Annotated in this window: 11 protein-coding genes; 9 read left to right on the forward strand and 2 right to left on the reverse strand. The window is 45.6% G+C overall.

Annotated features, from left to right (window positions below; genetic code table 11):
* The first annotated feature begins 177 nt into the window (after positions 1 to 177).
* From nadA to NE671_RS01745, 5 genes are all read left to right on the forward strand, one after another.
* A complete protein-coding gene (nadA, locus tag NE671_RS01725) occupies positions 178 to 1,083 on the forward strand; it encodes a quinolinate synthase NadA (protein ID WP_021651119.1) in 906 nt (301 codons plus the stop codon).
* 73 nt (positions 1,084 to 1,156) lie between these two features.
* A complete protein-coding gene (locus NE671_RS01730; protein ID WP_173740663.1) occupies positions 1,157 to 2,416 on the forward strand; it encodes an FAD-binding protein in 1,260 nt (419 codons plus the stop codon).
* Positions 2,417 to 2,517: 101 nt separating this feature from the next.
* On the forward strand, positions 2,518 to 3,372 hold the full coding sequence (nadC, locus tag NE671_RS01735) for a carboxylating nicotinate-nucleotide diphosphorylase (protein WP_110102045.1): 855 nt from the start codon (positions 2,518 to 2,520) through the stop codon (positions 3,370 to 3,372).
* A gap of 188 nt (positions 3,373 to 3,560) precedes the next feature.
* Positions 3,561 to 4,073: a transcription repressor NadR gene (locus NE671_RS01740; RefSeq protein WP_021651124.1), complete on the forward strand. Its 513-nt coding sequence runs from the start codon at positions 3,561 to 3,563 to the stop codon at positions 4,071 to 4,073.
* Positions 4,074 to 4,289: 216 nt separating this feature from the next.
* The gene (locus NE671_RS01745) at positions 4,290 to 4,940 is read left to right on the forward strand and encodes a trimeric intracellular cation channel family protein (protein ID WP_022426741.1); all 651 of its coding nucleotides are present in this window, start codon (positions 4,290 to 4,292) and stop codon (positions 4,938 to 4,940) included.
* 110 nt (positions 4,941 to 5,050) lie between these two features.
* On the opposite strand, the gene NE671_RS01750 is transcribed toward NE671_RS01745, so the two are convergent.
* Positions 5,051 to 6,775 carry an ammonium transporter gene (locus NE671_RS01750; protein ID WP_173740662.1) on the reverse strand — a complete coding sequence of 575 codons (1,725 nt, stop codon included), beginning with the start codon at positions 6,773 to 6,775 and terminating at the stop codon, positions 5,051 to 5,053.
* 293 nt (positions 6,776 to 7,068) lie between these two features.
* Positions 7,069 to 9,171, reverse strand: a complete 2,103-nt coding sequence (locus NE671_RS01755) for a glutamine synthetase III family protein (protein ID WP_059086298.1) — start codon at positions 9,169 to 9,171, stop codon at positions 7,069 to 7,071.
* A 391-nt stretch (positions 9,172 to 9,562) separates the two neighbouring features.
* On the opposite strand from NE671_RS01755, the gene purF reads away from it, so the two are divergent.
* From purF to gltB, 4 genes are all read left to right on the forward strand, one after another.
* The gene (purF, locus tag NE671_RS01760) at positions 9,563 to 10,957 is read left to right on the forward strand and encodes an amidophosphoribosyltransferase (protein ID WP_015525743.1); all 1,395 of its coding nucleotides are present in this window, start codon (positions 9,563 to 9,565) and stop codon (positions 10,955 to 10,957) included.
* A gap of 278 nt (positions 10,958 to 11,235) precedes the next feature.
* A complete protein-coding gene (locus tag NE671_RS01765; protein WP_431833604.1) occupies positions 11,236 to 11,469 on the forward strand; it encodes an HPr family phosphocarrier protein in 234 nt (77 codons plus the stop codon).
* Between the two features lie 321 nt (positions 11,470 to 11,790).
* Entirely contained in the window at positions 11,791 to 13,419 is a 1,629-nt protein-coding gene (locus tag NE671_RS01770) for a CTP synthase (protein WP_022426745.1), read from the forward strand.
* Positions 13,416 to 17,969 carry a glutamate synthase large subunit gene (gltB, locus tag NE671_RS01775; RefSeq protein WP_173740661.1) on the forward strand — a complete coding sequence of 1,518 codons (4,554 nt, stop codon included), beginning with the start codon at positions 13,416 to 13,418 and terminating at the stop codon, positions 17,967 to 17,969. Before NE671_RS01770 ends, gltB begins: the two co-directional genes overlap by 4 nt.
* Positions 17,970 to 17,981: the final 12 nt, after the last annotated feature.

Here is a 17,981-nt window from a genome sequence, read left to right on the forward strand (position 1 = left end):
GATGATTTCTTCATCTGCAAGGCGGAGGAATGAGGCGTAGCGGTGGCTACGACGATTGACGACAACGCAGCAGATGAAAAATCAGACAAGTCAATATGGCGGTTACTTAATATTCGCTGTACTAGAAAGCAAAAGCAGGAACTCAAAAAAGAAATCCTGCAGGAAAGGTGAAAGATAATGACAGTTGCAGAAGAAATCCAGAAATTAAAAAAAGAAAAAGATGCCATCATCCTTGCACACTACTACGTGCGTCCCGAAGTGCAGGATGTAGCTGACTATATAGGAGATTCCTTTTATCTCAGCAAGATCGCAGCCAGCGCGAAAGAGAAGACGATCGTGTTCTGTGGAGTAGGATTTATGGGAGAGAGCGCCAAGATCTTAAGTCCGGATAAAACTGTTCTGATGCCTGCCATGGATGCAGACTGTCCGATGGCTCATATGGCAACAGAAGAAGGCATCCGCAAGGTGCGAGAGGAATATGACGATGTGGCAGTTGTCTGTTACATTAATTCCACAGCAGCATTGAAGGAGCTTTCTGATGTATGTGTTACTTCCGCAAATGCAGTAAAGATCGTAAAAGCGCTTCCGAACAAAAACATCTTTTTTATCCCGGACAGAAATCTTGCACATTTTATTGCAGAACAGGTTCCTGAGAAGAACTTTATTTATAACGAAGGTTTCTGTATTGTCCATGAATTTATGGATCCGGAAGAAGTAAAAGCAGCAAAAGAAGCGCACCCGGATGCACTGGTTCTGGCACATCCGGAATGTCCTCAGACAGTTCTGAAACAGGCTGATTACATCGGAAGCACATCTGGAATCATCAAATATGCACAGGAAAGTGACAATAAAGAGTTTATCATCTGCACAGAATGTGGCGTTCAGTACAAGCTGGAAACTACATGCCCGGATAAAAAATTCTACTTCACAGAAACCGTACCGGTCTGCAAAAACATGAAAAAAGTATTTCTGGAAAAAGTTCTCCACGTTCTGAAAACCGGGGAGAATGAGGTTCATGTAACAGACGAGACACGTGAAAACGCGAAGAGACCGCTGGAGCGGATGCTGGAACTGGCAAAATAAATAAAACACATTTGTATAAAAGATTTGTCTGAGTTGGCTGAAAAGAGAAATCAAGACAGAGAGGCGAAAAGCAATGAGAATTAAAACAGACGTAGTGATCGTGGGAACAGGTGTTGCAGGTATGTTCAGTGCCTTGAAGCTTCCGCGGGACAAAAAGATCGTGATCATCACAAAAGAGGATATGAGGAGCAGTGATTCTTTCCTGGCGCAGGGCGGGATCTGTGTGCTTCGTGATGAAAACGATTACGACAGCTATTTTGAAGACACCATGAAGGCAGGACATTACGAAAACAGAAAAGAGTCGGTAGACATTATGATCCGAGGCTCCAGAGACATCATTAATGACCTTGTCGGATATGGCGTGGATTTCAAGATGGATGGAGATGATTTTGCCTATACAAGAGAAGGTGCACATTCCAGACCGAGGATCCTTTATCATGAGGATATCACAGGAAAAGAAATTTCCGAAAAACTGCTCCAGCAAGTCCTGAAGCTTGAAAATGTAACAATTCTGGAATATACTACCATGCAGGATATTCTTGTGGAAAACGGCAAATGTACAGGTCTGAAGGCAGTTTCCGCAGAAGCGAACAGGGCACGTCTTGAAGCTATGGAAGCCGAAGAAGCGGTGAAGACCCAGGAAGAGATCCAGCCGGGCGGAGAGATCCCGGTAGAGATTTATGCACAGGATACGATCCTGGCCAGCGGCGGGATCGGAGGAAGATATGAGCATTCCACTAACTATCCACATCTCACAGGTGACGCCCTTGATATTGCGAAAAAACATAATGTGCGTCTGGAACATCTGGATTATGTGCAGATCCATCCGACAACGCTGTATTCCAAGAGACCGGGCCGCAGATTCCTGATCTCAGAATCGGTTCGAGGAGAAGGTGCAGTACTTTATAACAGCAAAAAAGAGCGTTTTGTCAATGAACTTCTTCCAAGAGATGTAGTAACAAATGCGATCCGGGAAGAAATGAAAAAAGAAGGAACAGACCATGTATGGCTTTCCATGGAAAATATTGATAAAGATACGATCCTGAATCATTTTCCGAATATTTATCAGAGGTGTCTGGAAGAAGGCTATGATGTGACAAAAGAATGCATCCCTGTTGTTCCTGCTCAGCATTATTTCATGGGCGGTATCTGGGTGGATTCTGACAGCAAGACCAGCATGGACCAGCTTTATGCAGTGGGAGAAACCAGCTGCAACGGTGTACATGGCGCGAACAGACTGGCAAGTAATTCCCTGCTGGAGAGCCTTGTATTTGCAAAACGTGCAGCCAAAGCAATCTCAGCAGAAAAGAAAAGTGCTGCAGGTGCGGCATAAATGCAGCCGGAATATAAATATCCGTATTATGAAAGACAGGAGCAGCCTTGCTTTGGAGAACAGGGCTGCTGTGATAATTAAGAAAGAGCAGGTATTGTAAAATGAATAAGATCACAATGACACTTCAGGTAGATCACCTGATCCTGGAGGCTTTAAAGGAAGATATTTCAAGCGAAGACGTTACCACAAACTCTGTTATGAAAGAAGCAGTTCCGGGAGAGGTAGATCTGATCTGTAAAGAGGATGGAATCATTGCGGGACTGGAAATCTTCAGCCGTGTATTTACGCTTCTGGATGCTGACACAAAAGTGGAGCTGTTCTGCAAGGATGGCGATGAAGTAAAAAAAGGTCAGAAAATGGGAAAAGTTACAGGAGATATCCGGGTGCTTCTTTCCGGCGAGCGTGTGGCGCTGAATTATCTTCAGAGAATGAGCGGGATCGCAACCTATACACATTCGGTTGCATCACTTCTTGAAGGAACAGGGATCACATTGCTGGATACCAGAAAAACGACGCCGAATATGCGTATTTTTGAGAAATATGCTGTTCGTGTAGGCGGCGGACAGAACCACAGATATAATCTTTCAGATGGAGTTCTTTTGAAAGACAATCACATCGGAGCAGCAGGAAGCGTTGCGAATGCTGTAAAAATGGCGCAGGAGTACGCTCCTTTTGTCCGCAAGATCGAAGTTGAGGTAGAAACTCTTGATCAGGTAAAAGAAGCTGTTGAGGCCGGCGCAGATATCATCATGCTTGATAACATGACTCCGGAGATGATGAAAGAGGCGGTGCAGCTGATCGATGGAAGAGCAAAAACTGAATGTTCTGGAAATGTTACAAAAGAAAACATTGCAAAGATCAGGGCTGTTGGTGTAGACTATGTATCAAGTGGTGCATTAACGCATTCTGCACCGATCCTTGATATTTCGCTTAAGAATCTTCATCCGCTTTCCTGAAAAATGCAGGATTTTACAGAATACCGAGTGCTGTGACAGGAAATACCCCGAATATCAGAAAAGAAGCGTGAATTGCCGGAAGCAGAGGCATAGCAGATGATGTCGGGCCGGGTTGGAGAGATCGCGAGAATGAAGGAGAGCGGTATCGGAACAAAAAGTACAGGCACAGCCAGGAAAGGGGAACTTAAATGACTGGTTCAGAACGCAGGACAGCGATCATGGATCAAATTAAAAACAGTGAACGGCCGGTCTCAGGAAGTGCTCTGGCCAGAACATTTCAGGTCAGCAGACAGGTGATCGTGCAGGATATTGCGCTGATACGCGCGGAGGGGAATGACGTGATCTCCACCAATAGAGGATATATTTTTACTGCTCCCCATACTGTGAGCCGGATATTCAAGGTGCATCATACAGATGCGGATTTGGAAAACGAGCTCTGCGGGATTGTGGATCTTGGCGGAAAAGTGATCAACGTAATGGTGAATCACAGAGTTTACGGACATATCGAGGCAGAACTGAATATCAGCTCCAGGCGCCAGGTTGAGAATTTTATGGAGGATATCCGAAGCGGCAAGTCCAGTCCTCTGAAGAATATCACATCGGATTATCATTATCATAAAGTAGAAGCAGAATCCGAGGAAATCCTGGATATGATCCAGGATATGCTGAAACGGCGAGGATTTCTGATCGAAGCAGAATAGCAGAAGTCAGATATAAAAAGAAAAGATATACAGAATGAGAAAATTCTGTTAATATGAAATATAGTGATCACGAAGATAAGAGAAGGAATCCTGCATGGCAGGGTTCCTTCTTGCACCCTGCGGAAATGTGCACCTTGTGGAAATGTGCAGACAGGGAAAACAGGATGCAGATATGAGGGTGAGAAAAAATACGGCTTGATATGCATGGAGGGGGAAATGGATTATCAGAGTATGTTTACATTTATGCTGGAGATGGCAGGAACTATTGCGTTTGCTGCTTCCGGAGCTATGGTGGGGGCGCAGAGAGGAATGGATATTTTCGGGGTCTGCGTTCTTGGAGTGGTGACTGCAGTGGGCGGAGGAGCTACCAGGGATATTATCCTGGGAATCGTGCCGCCGGGAATGTTTCAGGATCCGCTGTATACCATTGTGGCAACCGTGACGTCCTGTATTGTATTTGCAGTAATGTACTGGAAGCAGGAGCTTTTGGAAGGCGGGAACCGGCTGGTCTATGATAAGGTGATGCTGGTGATGGATACGGTTGGCCTTGGTGTGTTTACTGTCATGGGGGTTGATAAGGGGATTTCCCAGGGGTATATGGAAAGAACATTTTTTCTTGTATTTCTTGGGACTGTCACAGGAGTTGGAGGCGGCCTGATCCGTGATATGATGGCAGGAGTACCGCCATATATTTTTGTGCGCCATATTTATGCCTGTGCGTCTATTGTAGGGGCCATTGCCTGTGTTTGGATATACAGGCTGTGGGGCGGAGTGCCGGCCATGGTGATCGGAACGGTAGTAGTGATCCTGATCCGGTACCTGGCGGCACATTACCGGTGGAATCTGCCGAGACTGAGAAGAGAATAAAAAAGATATGAAAAGCTCCGGAACATTTAAGGAATAATGTTCCGGAGCTTTTTGGCTTTTATTTGGTTTATATTGCGTAGAAGATTTTATCTGTTCCTCTCATAAGAGAATCATGCGTCTGTATCCTGCAGAGCCAGGAAGCCTTCCTCGCCGGTACGGATCTTGACAACATTTTCGATATCGTAAACGAAGACCTTACCATCACCGATCTGACCGGTATGAAGAACTTCTTTTGCAGTATCAATAACCTTCTGAACCGGTACAAGACTTACAACGATTTCGATCTTAACCTTCGGACGGAGGTTCATGTCAACCTCAACACCACGATAGTAGGTTGGAGCACCCTTCTGAACACCACAGCCCATAACGTTTGTGATAGTGATACCGGTTACGCCGATCTCGTTCATAGCCTGCATAAACTCATCCAGCTTGTTCTGACGTGTGATGATAACAACCTTTGTCAGTTTGTGTACGCCGTCTGCAGGAATTTCAGGAACAGATTCAGCAGGAGCAGAAGGAGCATGTTTTACAACAGGGGCTTTTACGGAAGTTCCCATTGGAGTCGGAGCCTTTGTCATGGTATCCTGTACAAAGAATCCATCGTATGCACTTGCGAGGCCATGCTCTTTCATATCCAGACCTGCGATCTCTTCCTCAGCGGAAACACGAAGTCCGATGGTGTGTTTGATCACCTGGAAGATAATTGTCATAGTAACAGTAACCCATGCGATGGTGATAGCCATACCAATAAACTGAATACCGAAGCCATGGAAACCACCGCCTGTAAGAAGACCTTTCCACTCGGTACCTGCACCGTCGGAGAAAAGACCGACAGCAAGAGTTCCGAAAGCACCGTTAAGACCGTGAACGCCAACAGCACCAACCGGGTCATCAATTTTGAGAACTTTATCAACAAATTCAATACCAAATACTACAATGAATCCGGAGAGGATTCCGATGATAGCTGCAGATGTAGGAGATACGGTATCACAGCCTGCTGTGATGGCTACCAGTCCTGCAAGAGAACCGTTCAGGGACATGGAAACATCCGGTTTTTTGTAGCGGATCCATGTGATCAGCATAACTGTTACAGTAGCAACAGCAGCTGCAAGGTTTGTTGTTACGAAGATCTTTCCGGCGCTTACAATGGCATCGCCTTCCATGCTGACAGTAGATGCACCGTTGAAACCGAACCAGCAGAACCAGAGAATGAATACACCAAGTGCACCAACCGTAAGGTTATGTCCCGGGATTGCTCTGGATTTACCGGATTTGGAATATTTTCCGATACGAGGTCCGAGGATGATGGCACCGATCAGTGCAGCAACACCACCAACCATGTGAACGGCACAGGAACCTGCGAAATCGTGAAATCCCATCTGGCTGATAAAGCCGCCGCCCCAGATCCAGTGACCGGATACCGGATATACAACGAGACTGATCAGTAAACTATAGATACAGTAGGAGATGAATTTAGTACGCTCTGCCATGGCACCGGATACGATGGTAGCAGAAGTAGCACAGAATACAGTCTGGAAGATGAGAAATGCCCAGAAAGGAACTCCATCCGGAAGCATTGCGTTTCCGTAGTTTGCCTCTGAGGCGATTCCGCCGATCTTGCCGAAGAAACCGTTTCCTGCACCGAACATGATGCCAAATCCAACCAGCCAGAAGACCGGTGTACCGATACAGAAGTCCATCAGGTTTTTCATGATGATATTTCCTGCGTTTTTTGCTCTTGTGAATCCTGTTTCGACCATTGCAAATCCAGCCTGCATGAAGAAGACCAGTGCTGCACCGACGAGGACCCAAGTTGTGTTTACTGAAGAATACATAGTAACACTCCCTTTCCCAATTTTTTTCTTTCCTATTATGTATAGAAAGAATTTTTGTAATACCGGACAGAAAAAAACAGACAGAATTTATCCAGTATCAGTATAACGAAAAAGCGCAGGAGAGAGGAAATTCTCTTCCGCGCCTTTACGAAATCAAAATCAGTATATGTAAAACAGGGGATATCTGTATCGTGTGATTAATGGATGAGGAAATCGATAATGAATTATGAAGTAGAGTTCATAAAGGATATCCCCTGTATTTACCGTATGAAATTGTTATCTGATATCCGTGATCAGATGGAGAATAACAGCTCGTCGTAGGTCGGATAAGGAAGTAACTCATCCGGGATCAGAGCCTCTGCCTCATCTGCAGATTTTCTTAAAGTTTCCATGTCTTCCAGAACAGTTTCCTGATAAGCCTTGGAGCATGCAAGTACATCGTCAGAAGAAGCAAGAGCTTTTGCTGTATCTGCTTTCAGAGTTTCCAGATCTTTTGCCATGGTGTCTGCAAGTGTACTCAGTTTGGAGATCAGAGCAGCTTCACTTGCTACAGAAATATCAGCTACTACGGATTTCTTTGCAGCTGCAGTATCTGCAAGCTTTTCAACATATGTATATACAGAAGGAATTACCTGCTTCTGGATCATCTCAGCCAGAGTGTTGGACTCGATGTTGATGGTCTTGTAATAGTTCTCAAGCCAGATCTCGTAACGGGAGAAAAGCTCTTCCTTTGTAAAAATGCCATGCTTTGTAAACAGCTCAATGTTCTTCTCAGCAATGAAATGCGGAAGTGCATCCGGAGTTGTTTTCAGATTGTAGAGACCACGTTTCTCAGCTTCTTCAACCCATTCGTCTGTATATCCGTTTCCGTTAAAGATGATGCGTTTATGCTCTTCAATGGTCTTCTTAAGAAGTGCATGTACTGCGCTTTCCATTTCTTCTTCCGGAACATCCTTAAGAGCTGCGCTGAATTCTGCAAGAACCTCTGCAACAGCGGTATTCAGTACGATGTTCGGGTTTGCGACAGATGCTGCAGAACCAAGCATACGGAACTCAAATTTGTTTCCGGTAAATGCAAATGGTGAAGTACGGTTTCTGTCTGTGGTATCCTTTATGAAGTGCGGAAGTACCTTTGCTCCGATATCCATCTGTACCGCATGCTTATTGCTGAAGAAGGTATCGTTTTCAATAGATTTCAGTACGTCTGTCAGCTCATCTCCAAGGAAGATGGATACGATCGCAGGCGGTGCCTCGTTTGCTCCAAGACGGTGGTCGTTTCCGGCGCTTGCAACGGATACGCGGAGAAGATCAGCATAATCGTCAACGGCTTTGATGACAGCTACCAGGAATACCAGGAACTGTGTATTTTCTGCCGGTGTTTTTCCTGGATCAAGAAGGTTTACACCTGTGTCTGTGCTCATGGACCAGTTGTTGTGTTTACCGCTTCCGTTGATTCCCTCAAATGGTTTCTCGTGAAGGAGGCAGACCATGTTGTGCTTGTCGGCAACCTTCTTCATGATCTCCATGGTCAGCTGGTTGTGGTCAACAGCAACATTTGTGGTATCAAATACAGGAGCCAGTTCGTGCTGTGCAGGAGCAACCTCGTTATGTTTTGTTTTGGCTGGAATGCCAAGCTTCCAAAGTTCTTCGTCAAGATCATGCATGTAAGCAGCAACGCGAGGCTTCAGGGCTCCGAAGTAATGATCTTCCATTTCCTGTCCTTTTGGTGCAGAAGCGCCCAGAAGAGTACGGCCGCAGAAGATCAGGTCTTTTCTCTTTTTGTAAAGATCCTTGTCAACCAGGAAATATTCCTGCTCAGGTCCTACGGTTGTGTCGATGTGACGGACCTCTTTGTTTCCGAGGATGTGAAGAATACGAACCGCTTCTTTGTTCAGAACATCCATGGAACGAAGAAGAGGAGTTTTCTTATCCAGTGCCTCTCCACTGTAGGAACAGAATGCAGTAGGAATGTAAAGAGTTTTATCTTTAATGAATGCAGGTGAAGTAGGATCCCATGCTGTATATCCTCTTGCTTCAAAAGTAGCACGAAGTCCGCCTGACGGGAAGCTGGATGCATCCGGCTCACCTTTTACCAGCTCTTTACCGGAGAAATCCATGATCACCTGTCCGTCACCTGTAGGGGAGATGAAGCTGTCATGCTTTTCAGCAGTTACGTTTGTCATCGGCTGGAACCAGTGTGTGTAATGTGTCGCACCGTTTTCAGTAGCCCATTCTTTCATTGCAACTGCTACGGAATTTGCAACGTCCAGTTCCAGATGAGTTCCGTTTTCAATTGTTTTCTTTAATGCTTTGTACATGTCCTTTGGCAGTTTGCTTCGCATCACTTTGTCATTGAATACAAGGCTGCCATACATTTCAGGGATACTCTGTGCCATATAGGTACACTCCTTTCGATTTCACTCATTCATTATAATTTTTAATTATTTTATAAGGACCGCTGCCGGAAGAACCGGGTATAAACGGACCGGAAAACAAAAAAAGCGCTTCAGATACCTGCCGTATCCAAAGCGCCTTTGCTTTATGTGTTGCAGTATACACCAAAATAAAATATTGTCAAGAGCTTTTTTGAAAAAATCTAAAAAATTGACCAGGGCGATCGGACTGTCGGAAAATAGGCAGGGTTGACAAATCTTGTCCTTTTATTATAATCTGATATCGTAGTTATACAGTCGAAAAGTCAGCAATCGCTATAAGTGATTGAGGCAAAAGAAGCTTTTTGACCAGTGACAAAGATGTACAATACGGAAAGAACAGATGGAGGGAAATATGTCAGGAGTAAAGGAAGAATGTGGCGTATTCGGGATTTATGATCTGGATGGAGGGAATATTGCACCATCTATTTATTATGGTCTTACCTCGCTGCAGCACAGGGGACAGGAGTCCTGCGGAATGGCCGTTTCAAGGACGGACGGAGAAAGAGGAAACGTACAGTTCCATAAAGATCTCGGACTGGTAAGCGAAGTTTTACGAAAAGATGTTGTACATAATATGAATGGTGATATCGGAATCGGACATGTTCGTTATTCCACCACCGGAGAATCTGTCGCAGAGAATGCACAGCCGCTGGTACTTTCTTATATCAAGGGAAGTCTGGCACTTGCGCACAACGGAAATCTGGTTAATACAGAAGCTCTGAAATGGGAGCTGATCCAGACAGGCGCAATTTTCCATACAACTACCGACTCAGAGGTTATCGCGTTCCATATCGCAAGAGAACGTGTGCATTCTGCCACTGTAGAGGAAGCAGTACATAAAACCGTAGAGAAGATCCGCGGAGGATATGCTCTTGTGATCATGAGCCCCCGGAAGCTGATCGGTGCCCGTGATCCTTACGGACTGAAACCCCTCTGTCTTGGAAAAAGAGATAATGCCTATGTCCTTGCATCTGAAAGCTGCGCGCTGACATCTGTAGGAGCGGAATTTATCCGTGATATTGAACCGGGTGAGATCGTCACGATCACCAAGAACGGACTGAAATCCAGTAAACTGACTGAGAAGAAAAAGCATGCTCATTGTGTTTTTGAATATATTTATTTTGCAAGACTGGACAGCACCATGGATGGCGTGAAAATCTATGATGCAAGGATCCGTGGAGGAAAATCTCTTGCAAAATCCTATCCGGTAGAAGCGGACCTGGTGACAGGTGTACCGGAATCCGGACTTCCGGCAGCAAAAGGCTATTCTGAGGAATCCGGAATCCCGTTTGGCTTTGCGTTCTATAAAAACAGTTACATTGGAAGAACTTTTATCAAGCCTACACAGCAGGAGAGAGAGTCCAGCGTCCATCTGAAGCTGAGCGTTCTGGAATCCGTGGTGAAGGGGAAGAGAATCGTTCTGGTGGATGATTCCATTGTCCGCGGAACTACCATTGCCAATCTGATCCACATGCTGAAAGAAGCAGGAGCAAAAGAAGTCCATGTACGTATCAGCTCCCCGCCATTTTTACATCCCTGTTATTTTGGTACCGATGTGCCGTCCAATGACCAGCTCATCGCAGCACAGCACAGCACGGAAGAAATCCGTAAGATGATCGGTGCAGACTCCCTGGGTTATATGCAGATCGATTATCTGGAAGGCATGGCAGGTGGACTTCCGCTGTGTAAAGCATGTTTTGATGGCAATTATCCGATGGAAATACCGGCAGAAATCAAACAGGATTAATGAACTATGTGGAATTAATCTCACAGTAAAAAATAATGGATTGAAAAACGAAAATGTAAAAACTGCACAATAAATATATAAAAAACCCGGATTTTGTCATATAAAATCCGGGTTTTTATAGAAAGACTCTTAAAAACGATAAAAAACATCAACTTGACAAATCTGACAATATGAGACATAATGTGGGACAACCAGATGAAAAAGGCTGCTGGTCTGGAATATACAGGAAAACAGCAAGGCCGAAAAAAGGCCGGTTTTTTGCCGAGATAAAAGAGAGGATGATATTTATGTCTAAAAAAATTAGATTGAATGCGACAGAGGATGTTAAAGAATTTGTTAAGGCTGCAAGTAAATGTGATTTTGATGTAGATATTTCATATAACAGAATTTTAATTGATGCAAAATCTATTCTTGGAATCCTCAGCATGGATCTGACCAGAGTTCTTACAGTAACCTGTCATGGCGAGGATCATGAGTTTGATCGTTTCCTTCAGAAATATGCAGTTGCCTGACAGACAGTGCAGAGACAGACAAGATATGAAAGACATAAAAAGAAAAGGCAGACGTGACTGCAGAGACAGGAGATCAGTTTGAAATCCTCAGCAGGCGTCTGTTTTTTCTTTACATCCATTTCATAGGAAGAAATTCCGCAGACTATATGAAAAATCAGTTATTGACAAATAAAAAAAAATAGTTTATAGTAAACCATATTTTATATGAAAGATAACTGACAAAGGCGTCAGGAACGGATACCACAGGGGAATTCTCACCCCTTGAAATCTGTTCCGGACGCCTTTTTGTTGTGGGACACAAAATGGAGGAGGAAATCGAAGATGGCAGTAAAGTATGTTTTTGTAACAGGTGGAGTTGTTTCCGGTCTGGGAAAAGGAATTACCGCAGCGTCTCTTGGGCGCCTTCTGAAAGCCAGAGGGTATCAGGTGACCATGCAGAAATTTGATCCCTACATTAATATTGACCCGGGAACTATGAATCCCATTCAGCATGGAGAGGTTTTTGTAACGGATGACGGTACAGAGACTGACCTTGACCTTGGACATTATGAGCGTTTCATTGATGAAAGCCTTGACAAAAATTCCAATGTGACAACCGGTAAGATTTACTGGTCTGTTCTTCAGAAAGAGCGTCATGGTGATTTCGGCGGAGGTACCGTTCAGGTGATCCCGCATATTACCAATGAGATCAAGAGCCGTTTTTACAGAGCAAAATCCGCAGACGAGGACAGAATTGCCATCATCGAGGTTGGTGGTACAGTCGGTGATATTGAGAGCCAGCCGTTCCTGGAATCCATCCGTCAGTTCCAGCATGATGTGGGACATGACAATGCGATCCTTATCCATGTAACTCTGATCCCGTATCTTCGTGCTTCCGGAGAGATGAAGACCAAACCCACCCAGGCCAGTGTAAAAGAACTTCAGGGAATGGGAATCCAGCCGGATGTCCTGGTATGCAGAAGTGAATATCCTCTTACCGAGGATATCCGTGGAAAGATCGCCCTGTTCTGTAATGTGCCTGTAAGCAATGTGCTTCAGAATCTGGATGTGGAATATTTATATGAAGCTCCTCTTGCAATGGAGAGAGAAAAGCTTGCAGACGTAGTACTGCAGAGCTTAAGACTGGAGAATCGCAAACCAGATCTTACAGACTGGGAAAATATGGTAGAAAATCTCCGCCACCCGGATAAAACAGTAAAGATCGCCATGGTTGGTAAATATACACAGCTTCATGATGCATACTTGAGTGTTGTGGAAGCACTGAAGCATGGCGGGATCTCTTGCCGTGCAAAGGTTGATATCACCTGGGTGGACTCCGAAGAACTCAATGAAAAAAATTTGGATCAGACTCTCCATTCTGTAGATGGAATCCTGGTTCCGGGAGGATTCGGAAACCGTGGTACGGAAGGAATGATCCTTGCGGCACAGTATGCAAGAGTTCATAAGATCCCATACCTTGGGATCTGCCTGGGAATGCAGATGGCTATTGTGGAATTTGCCCGCCATGTGCTTGGATATGAAGATGCCAACAGTATTGAGCTGGCACCGGAAACAACACATCCGGTCATTGCCCTGATGCCGGATCAGGAGGATGTGGAAGATCTTGGAGGAACTCTTCGTCTTGGAAGCTATCCGTGTGTGCTTGCAGAAGGCTCCAGATCCTATGAGCTTTTTGGAAAGAAAGAGATCCAGGAACGTCACAGACATCGTTATGAGGTAAACAACGCATTCCGTAAGGAACTGGACGAAAAGGGAATGTCCATTGTAGGAACATCCCCGGATGCTCACATTGTTGAGATGATCGAAATTGCCGGACATCCGTTCTTTGTGGGAACACAGGGACATCCGGAATTTAAATCCAGGCCAAACCATGCACATCCGCTGTTCCGTGGATTTGTGCAGGCGGCAGTTGATAAAAAGACGGCAGAAGAAGCTGCAATGAAAGGATGAGAAAAATGAGAGAAGTAGCAAATCAGCAGCAGGGCCTCTACCGCCCTGAATTTGAACATGATAACTGCGGTATCGGAGCCGTTGTTAATATAAAAGGAAAGAAAACACATGATACAGTTGCCAATGCTCTTAAGATCGTAGAGAATCTTGAGCATCGTGCTGGTAAGGATGCAGAAGGAAAAACCGGTGATGGTGTCGGTATCCTTCTTCAGATCTCCCACAAATTTTTTAAGAAGGTCTGTAAAAAAGAAGGCTTTGATATCGGCGGAGAGAGAGAATACGGTGTAGCCCAGCTCTTTTTCCCACAGCAGGAGATCAAACGTGCCCAGGCAAAGAAGATGTTCGAGATCATCGTGGAAAAAGAGGGTCTGGAGCTTCTTGGCTGGCGTACAGTTCCGGTTTTCCCGGAGGTTCTCGGCCATAAAGCGAAAGAGTGCATGCCGTGCATCATGCAGGCATTTGTTAAAAAGCCGGAGGATGTGGAAAAAGGTCTTGCCTTTGACCGTATGCTTTACATCGCACGTCGTGAATTTGAACAGAGTAATGATAATACTTACGTAGTTTCCATGAACAGCCGTACCATCGTATACAAAGGTATGTTCCTGGTAGGACAGCTCCGTACCTTCTTTGGCGATCTTCAGAGCCAGGATTACGAGTCTGCCATTGCAGTGGTACATTCCCGTTTCAGTACCAACACGAATCCAAGCTGGGAGAGAGCACATCCGAACCGTTTCATCGTACATAACGGTGAGATCAACACGATCCGCGGAAACGCCGATAAGATGCTTGCACGTGAGGAAAACATGGAGTCTCCGTATCTGAAGGATGAGCTTCACAAGGTCCTTCCTGTAGTTAACCGCAATGGTTCTGACTCTGCAATGCTTGACAATACCCTGGAATTCCTGGTTATGAGTGGAATGGATCTTCCACTTGCAGTGATGATCACGATTCCGGAGCCATGGGCAAACAACGATACGATTTCTCAGGAGAAGAGAGATTTTTATCAGTACTATGCGACTATGATGGAGCCATGGGACGGTCCTGCGTCCATTCTGTTCTCAGATGGTGATGTGATGGGAGCGGTTCTTGACAGAAACGGTCTTCGTCCATCCAGATACTATATCACATCAGATGGCTATATGATCCTTTCCTCCGAGGTTGGTGTTCTTCCTGTGGATGAGGAGAAGATTGTATTAAAAGAACGTCTTCATCCGGGAAAAATGCTTCTGGTTGATACCGTTCAGGGTCGTGTCATTGATGACAATGAGCTCAAAGAAAAATATGCGAAAAAACAGCCTTATGGTGAGTGGCTGGACAGCAATCTGGTACAGCTTCGTGATATCAAGATCCCGAATCAGAGAGTTGTCGAATACACTCCGGAGGAGAGAGCACGCCTTCAGAAAGCCTTCGGATATACTTATGAGCAGTACCGTACTTCGATCCGAAACATGGCATTAAACGGCGCAGAAAGCATCGGAGCCATGGGACATGATACTCCCCTTGCAGTATTTTCCAAGGAACATTATCCGCTGTTCGATTATTTCAAGCAGCTTTTTGCACAGGTAACAAACCCGCCGATCGATGCGATCCGTGAAGAAATCGTTACTTCTACAAGTGTATATGTAGGAAAAGACGGAAATCTTCTGATCCAGAAGCCGGAGAACTGTCAGGTGCTGAAGATCAACAATCCGATCCTGACCAACACCGATATGCTGAAGATCAAGAATATGAAAAAGGACGGCTTCAAGGTTGTAACACTTTCTACATTATATTATAAGAGCACAAAGCTTGAACGTGCCATTGACCGTCTGTTCGTAGAGGTAGACAAAGCCTTCCGTGAGGGAGCAAACATCCTGGTCCTTTCTGACCGTGGTGTGGATGAGAACCATATGCCGATCCCGTCCCTGCTGGCGGTTTCCGCAGTACATCAGCATCTTGTAAAAACAAAGAAGAGCACTTCCCTTGCCCTGATCCTGGAGTCCGGTGAGCCGAGAGAGGTACATCATTTCGCAACACTCCTCGGATATGGTGCAAGTGCAGTCAATCCGTATCTGGCACTGGATACGATCCATGAGCTGATCGATACACATATGCTGGATAAGGACTATTACGCAGCCGTTGATGATTACAATCATGCAGTGATCAGCGGTATCGTAAAGATCGCTTCCAAGATGGGTATTTCCACTATCCAGTCCTATCAGGGATCTCAGATCTTTGAGGCAATCGGAATTTCCCAGGATGTGATCGATCGTTACTTTACAGGAACCGTAAGTCGTGTAGGCGGAATCACACTGGAAGATATCGAGGATAATGTAGAAAAACTTCATTCTGAGGCATTTGATCCCCTTGGACTTGCCACAGATCTTACTCTGGACAGCGTAGGTGCCCATAAGATGAGAAGCCAGGGTGAGGAGCACAAATATAACCCGCGTACCATTCATCTTCTCCAGCAGTCCACAAAACAGGGCAGCTATGAGATGTTCAAGGAATATACAAAGCTGGTGGATGACGAGGGTCATGGAAACTTAAGAGGTCTTCTGGACTTTAAGTTTGCCAAGGAGCCTATTCCGATCGACCAGGTTGAGAGTGTTGAGGATATTGTAAAACGATTTAAGACAGGTGCCATGTCCTACGGTTCTATTTCACAGGAAGCACATGAGACACTGGCTATTGCCATGAACCATCTCCATGGAAAATCCAATACCGGTGAGGGTGGTGAAAGTGATGAGCGTCTGGATTCTGCAGGAACAGACAATGACCGCTGCTCTGCGATCAAACAGGTAGCCAGCGGACGTTTCGGCGTTACCAGCCGTTATCTGGTTTCCGCAAGAGAAATCCAGATCAAGATGGCACAGGGTGCAAAGCCGGGTGAGGGCGGACATCTTCCTGCAAAGAAGGTATATCCGTGGATCGCAAAAACCCGTCATTCCACACCGGGAGTCAGCCTGATCTCTCCGCCGCCACATCATGATATCTATTCTATCGAGGATCTGGCAGAATTGATCTATGACCTGAAAAACGCCAATAAATATGCGGATATTTCCGTAAAGCTGGTTTCTGAGGCGGGTGTTGGTACGGTTGCAGCTGGTGTTGCAAAGGCCGGTGCACAGACTGTTCTGATCTCCGGATATGACGGAGGTACAGGAGCAGCGCCAAGAAGCTCTATCCATAATGCAGGACTTCCATGGGAGCTTGGACTTGCAGAAACACACCAGACGCTGATCATGAACGGACTTCGTAACCGTGTACGTATCGAGACAGACGGTAAGCTGATGAGCGGCCGTGACGTTGCCATTGCAGCACTTCTCGGTGCAGAGGAATTCGGTTTTGCAACAGCGCCACTTGTAACGATGGGCTGCGTGATGATGAGAGTCTGCAATCTGGATACCTGCCCGGTAGGTGTGGCTACACAGAACCCGGAGCTGCGTAAGAGATTCCGCGGAAAACCGGAGTATGTGGAGAACTTCATGCGCTTTATTGCACAGGAGCTGAGAGAGTACATGGCACGCCTTGGTGTTGCCACCATCGATGAGATGGTAGGTCGTACAGACCTTCTTACAGTTTCTGACAGTGTGCAGGAGCCGCATAAGGGTAAGGTTGACTTAAGTGCCATCCTGAATAACCCATATGCAGGAAAGGGCAAAGTAACCTTTGATCCGAAGGCTGTATACAATTTCAATCTTGAGAAAACTCTGGATGAAAAAGTTCTGGTCAAGAAATGTGCACCGGCGATCCAGAAGGGTGAGAAAGTTTCTGTTGATGTAAATGTTACCAATACAGACCGTGCATTTGGTACCATCCTCGGATCTGAGATCACAAGAAATCATAAGGATGGACTTCCGGAGGATACGGTAACTGTAAACTGTACAGGTGCAGGCGGACAGAGCTTCGGTGCCTTTATTCCGAAGGGACTGACATTGAAACTGACCGGTGACAGCAACGACTACTTCGGAAAAGGCCTTTCCGGTGGAAGGCTGATCGTTAAGGTTCCGGAGAAGGCCGGATACAAGGCTGAAGAGAACATCATCGTCGGAAACGTGGCACTCTATGGTGCGACCAGCGGAACTGCATTTATCAATGGTGTTGCCGGTGAGCGTTTTGCAGTACGTAACTCCGGTGCGGTTGCAGTTGTTGAGGGTGTTGGCGAGCATGGCTGCGAGTACATGACAGGTGGCCGTGTGGTAGTTCTTGGAAAAACAGGAAAGAATTTTGCAGCAGGTATGAGCGGCGGTATCGCTTATGTCCTTGATGTGGATAACGTTCTTTACAAGAACCTCAATAAAGCAATGATCTCCATTGAAAAAGTGGATAATAAATATGATAAAAAAGAGCTTCGTGATCTTATCGAGGCTCATGTGGAAGCAACAGGCTCTGAGATCGGTAAGAAGGTGCTGGCTGATTTTGATTCCTATCTGCCTCACTTCAAAAAACTCATTCCGGATGAGTACAAGAGAATGATCACATTAAGTGCAAAGCTGGAAGAAAAAGGTCTGACCAGCCAGCAGGCACAGATGGAAGCGTTCTATGAGAGCATCGGCGTGAAACATTAAGGAGGATGAGGA

Source organism: Blautia sp. DFI.9.10, assembly GCF_024461705.1.
Taxonomy (GTDB): Bacteria; Bacillota; Clostridia; order Lachnospirales; family Lachnospiraceae; genus Blautia_A; species Blautia_A fusiformis.

Excerpts from the sequence above, each read along its gene's own strand:
- nadA (WP_021651119.1), top strand. The coding sequence starts at position 178 with ATGACAGTTGCAGAAGAAATCCAGAAATTAAAAAAAGAAAAAGATGCC.
- NE671_RS01730 (WP_173740663.1), top strand. The coding sequence starts at position 1,157 with ATGAGAATTAAAACAGACGTAGTGATCGTGGGAACAGGTGTTGCAGGT.
- nadC (WP_110102045.1), top strand. The coding sequence starts at position 2,518 with ATGAATAAGATCACAATGACACTTCAGGTAGATCACCTGATCCTGGAG.
- NE671_RS01740 (WP_021651124.1), top strand. The coding sequence starts at position 3,561 with ATGACTGGTTCAGAACGCAGGACAGCGATCATGGATCAAATTAAAAAC.
- NE671_RS01745 (WP_022426741.1), top strand. The coding sequence starts at position 4,290 with ATGGATTATCAGAGTATGTTTACATTTATGCTGGAGATGGCAGGAACT.
- NE671_RS01750 (WP_173740662.1), bottom strand. The coding sequence starts at position 6,775 with ATGTATTCTTCAGTAAACACAACTTGGGTCCTCGTCGGTGCAGCACTG.
- NE671_RS01755 (WP_059086298.1), bottom strand. The coding sequence starts at position 9,171 with ATGGCACAGAGTATCCCTGAAATGTATGGCAGCCTTGTATTCAATGAC.
- purF (WP_015525743.1), top strand. The coding sequence starts at position 9,563 with ATGTCAGGAGTAAAGGAAGAATGTGGCGTATTCGGGATTTATGATCTG.
- NE671_RS01765 (WP_431833604.1), top strand. The coding sequence starts at position 11,236 with ATGATATTTATGTCTAAAAAAATTAGATTGAATGCGACAGAGGATGTT.
- NE671_RS01770 (WP_022426745.1), top strand. The coding sequence starts at position 11,791 with ATGGCAGTAAAGTATGTTTTTGTAACAGGTGGAGTTGTTTCCGGTCTG.
- gltB (WP_173740661.1), top strand. The coding sequence starts at position 13,416 with ATGAGAAAAATGAGAGAAGTAGCAAATCAGCAGCAGGGCCTCTACCGC.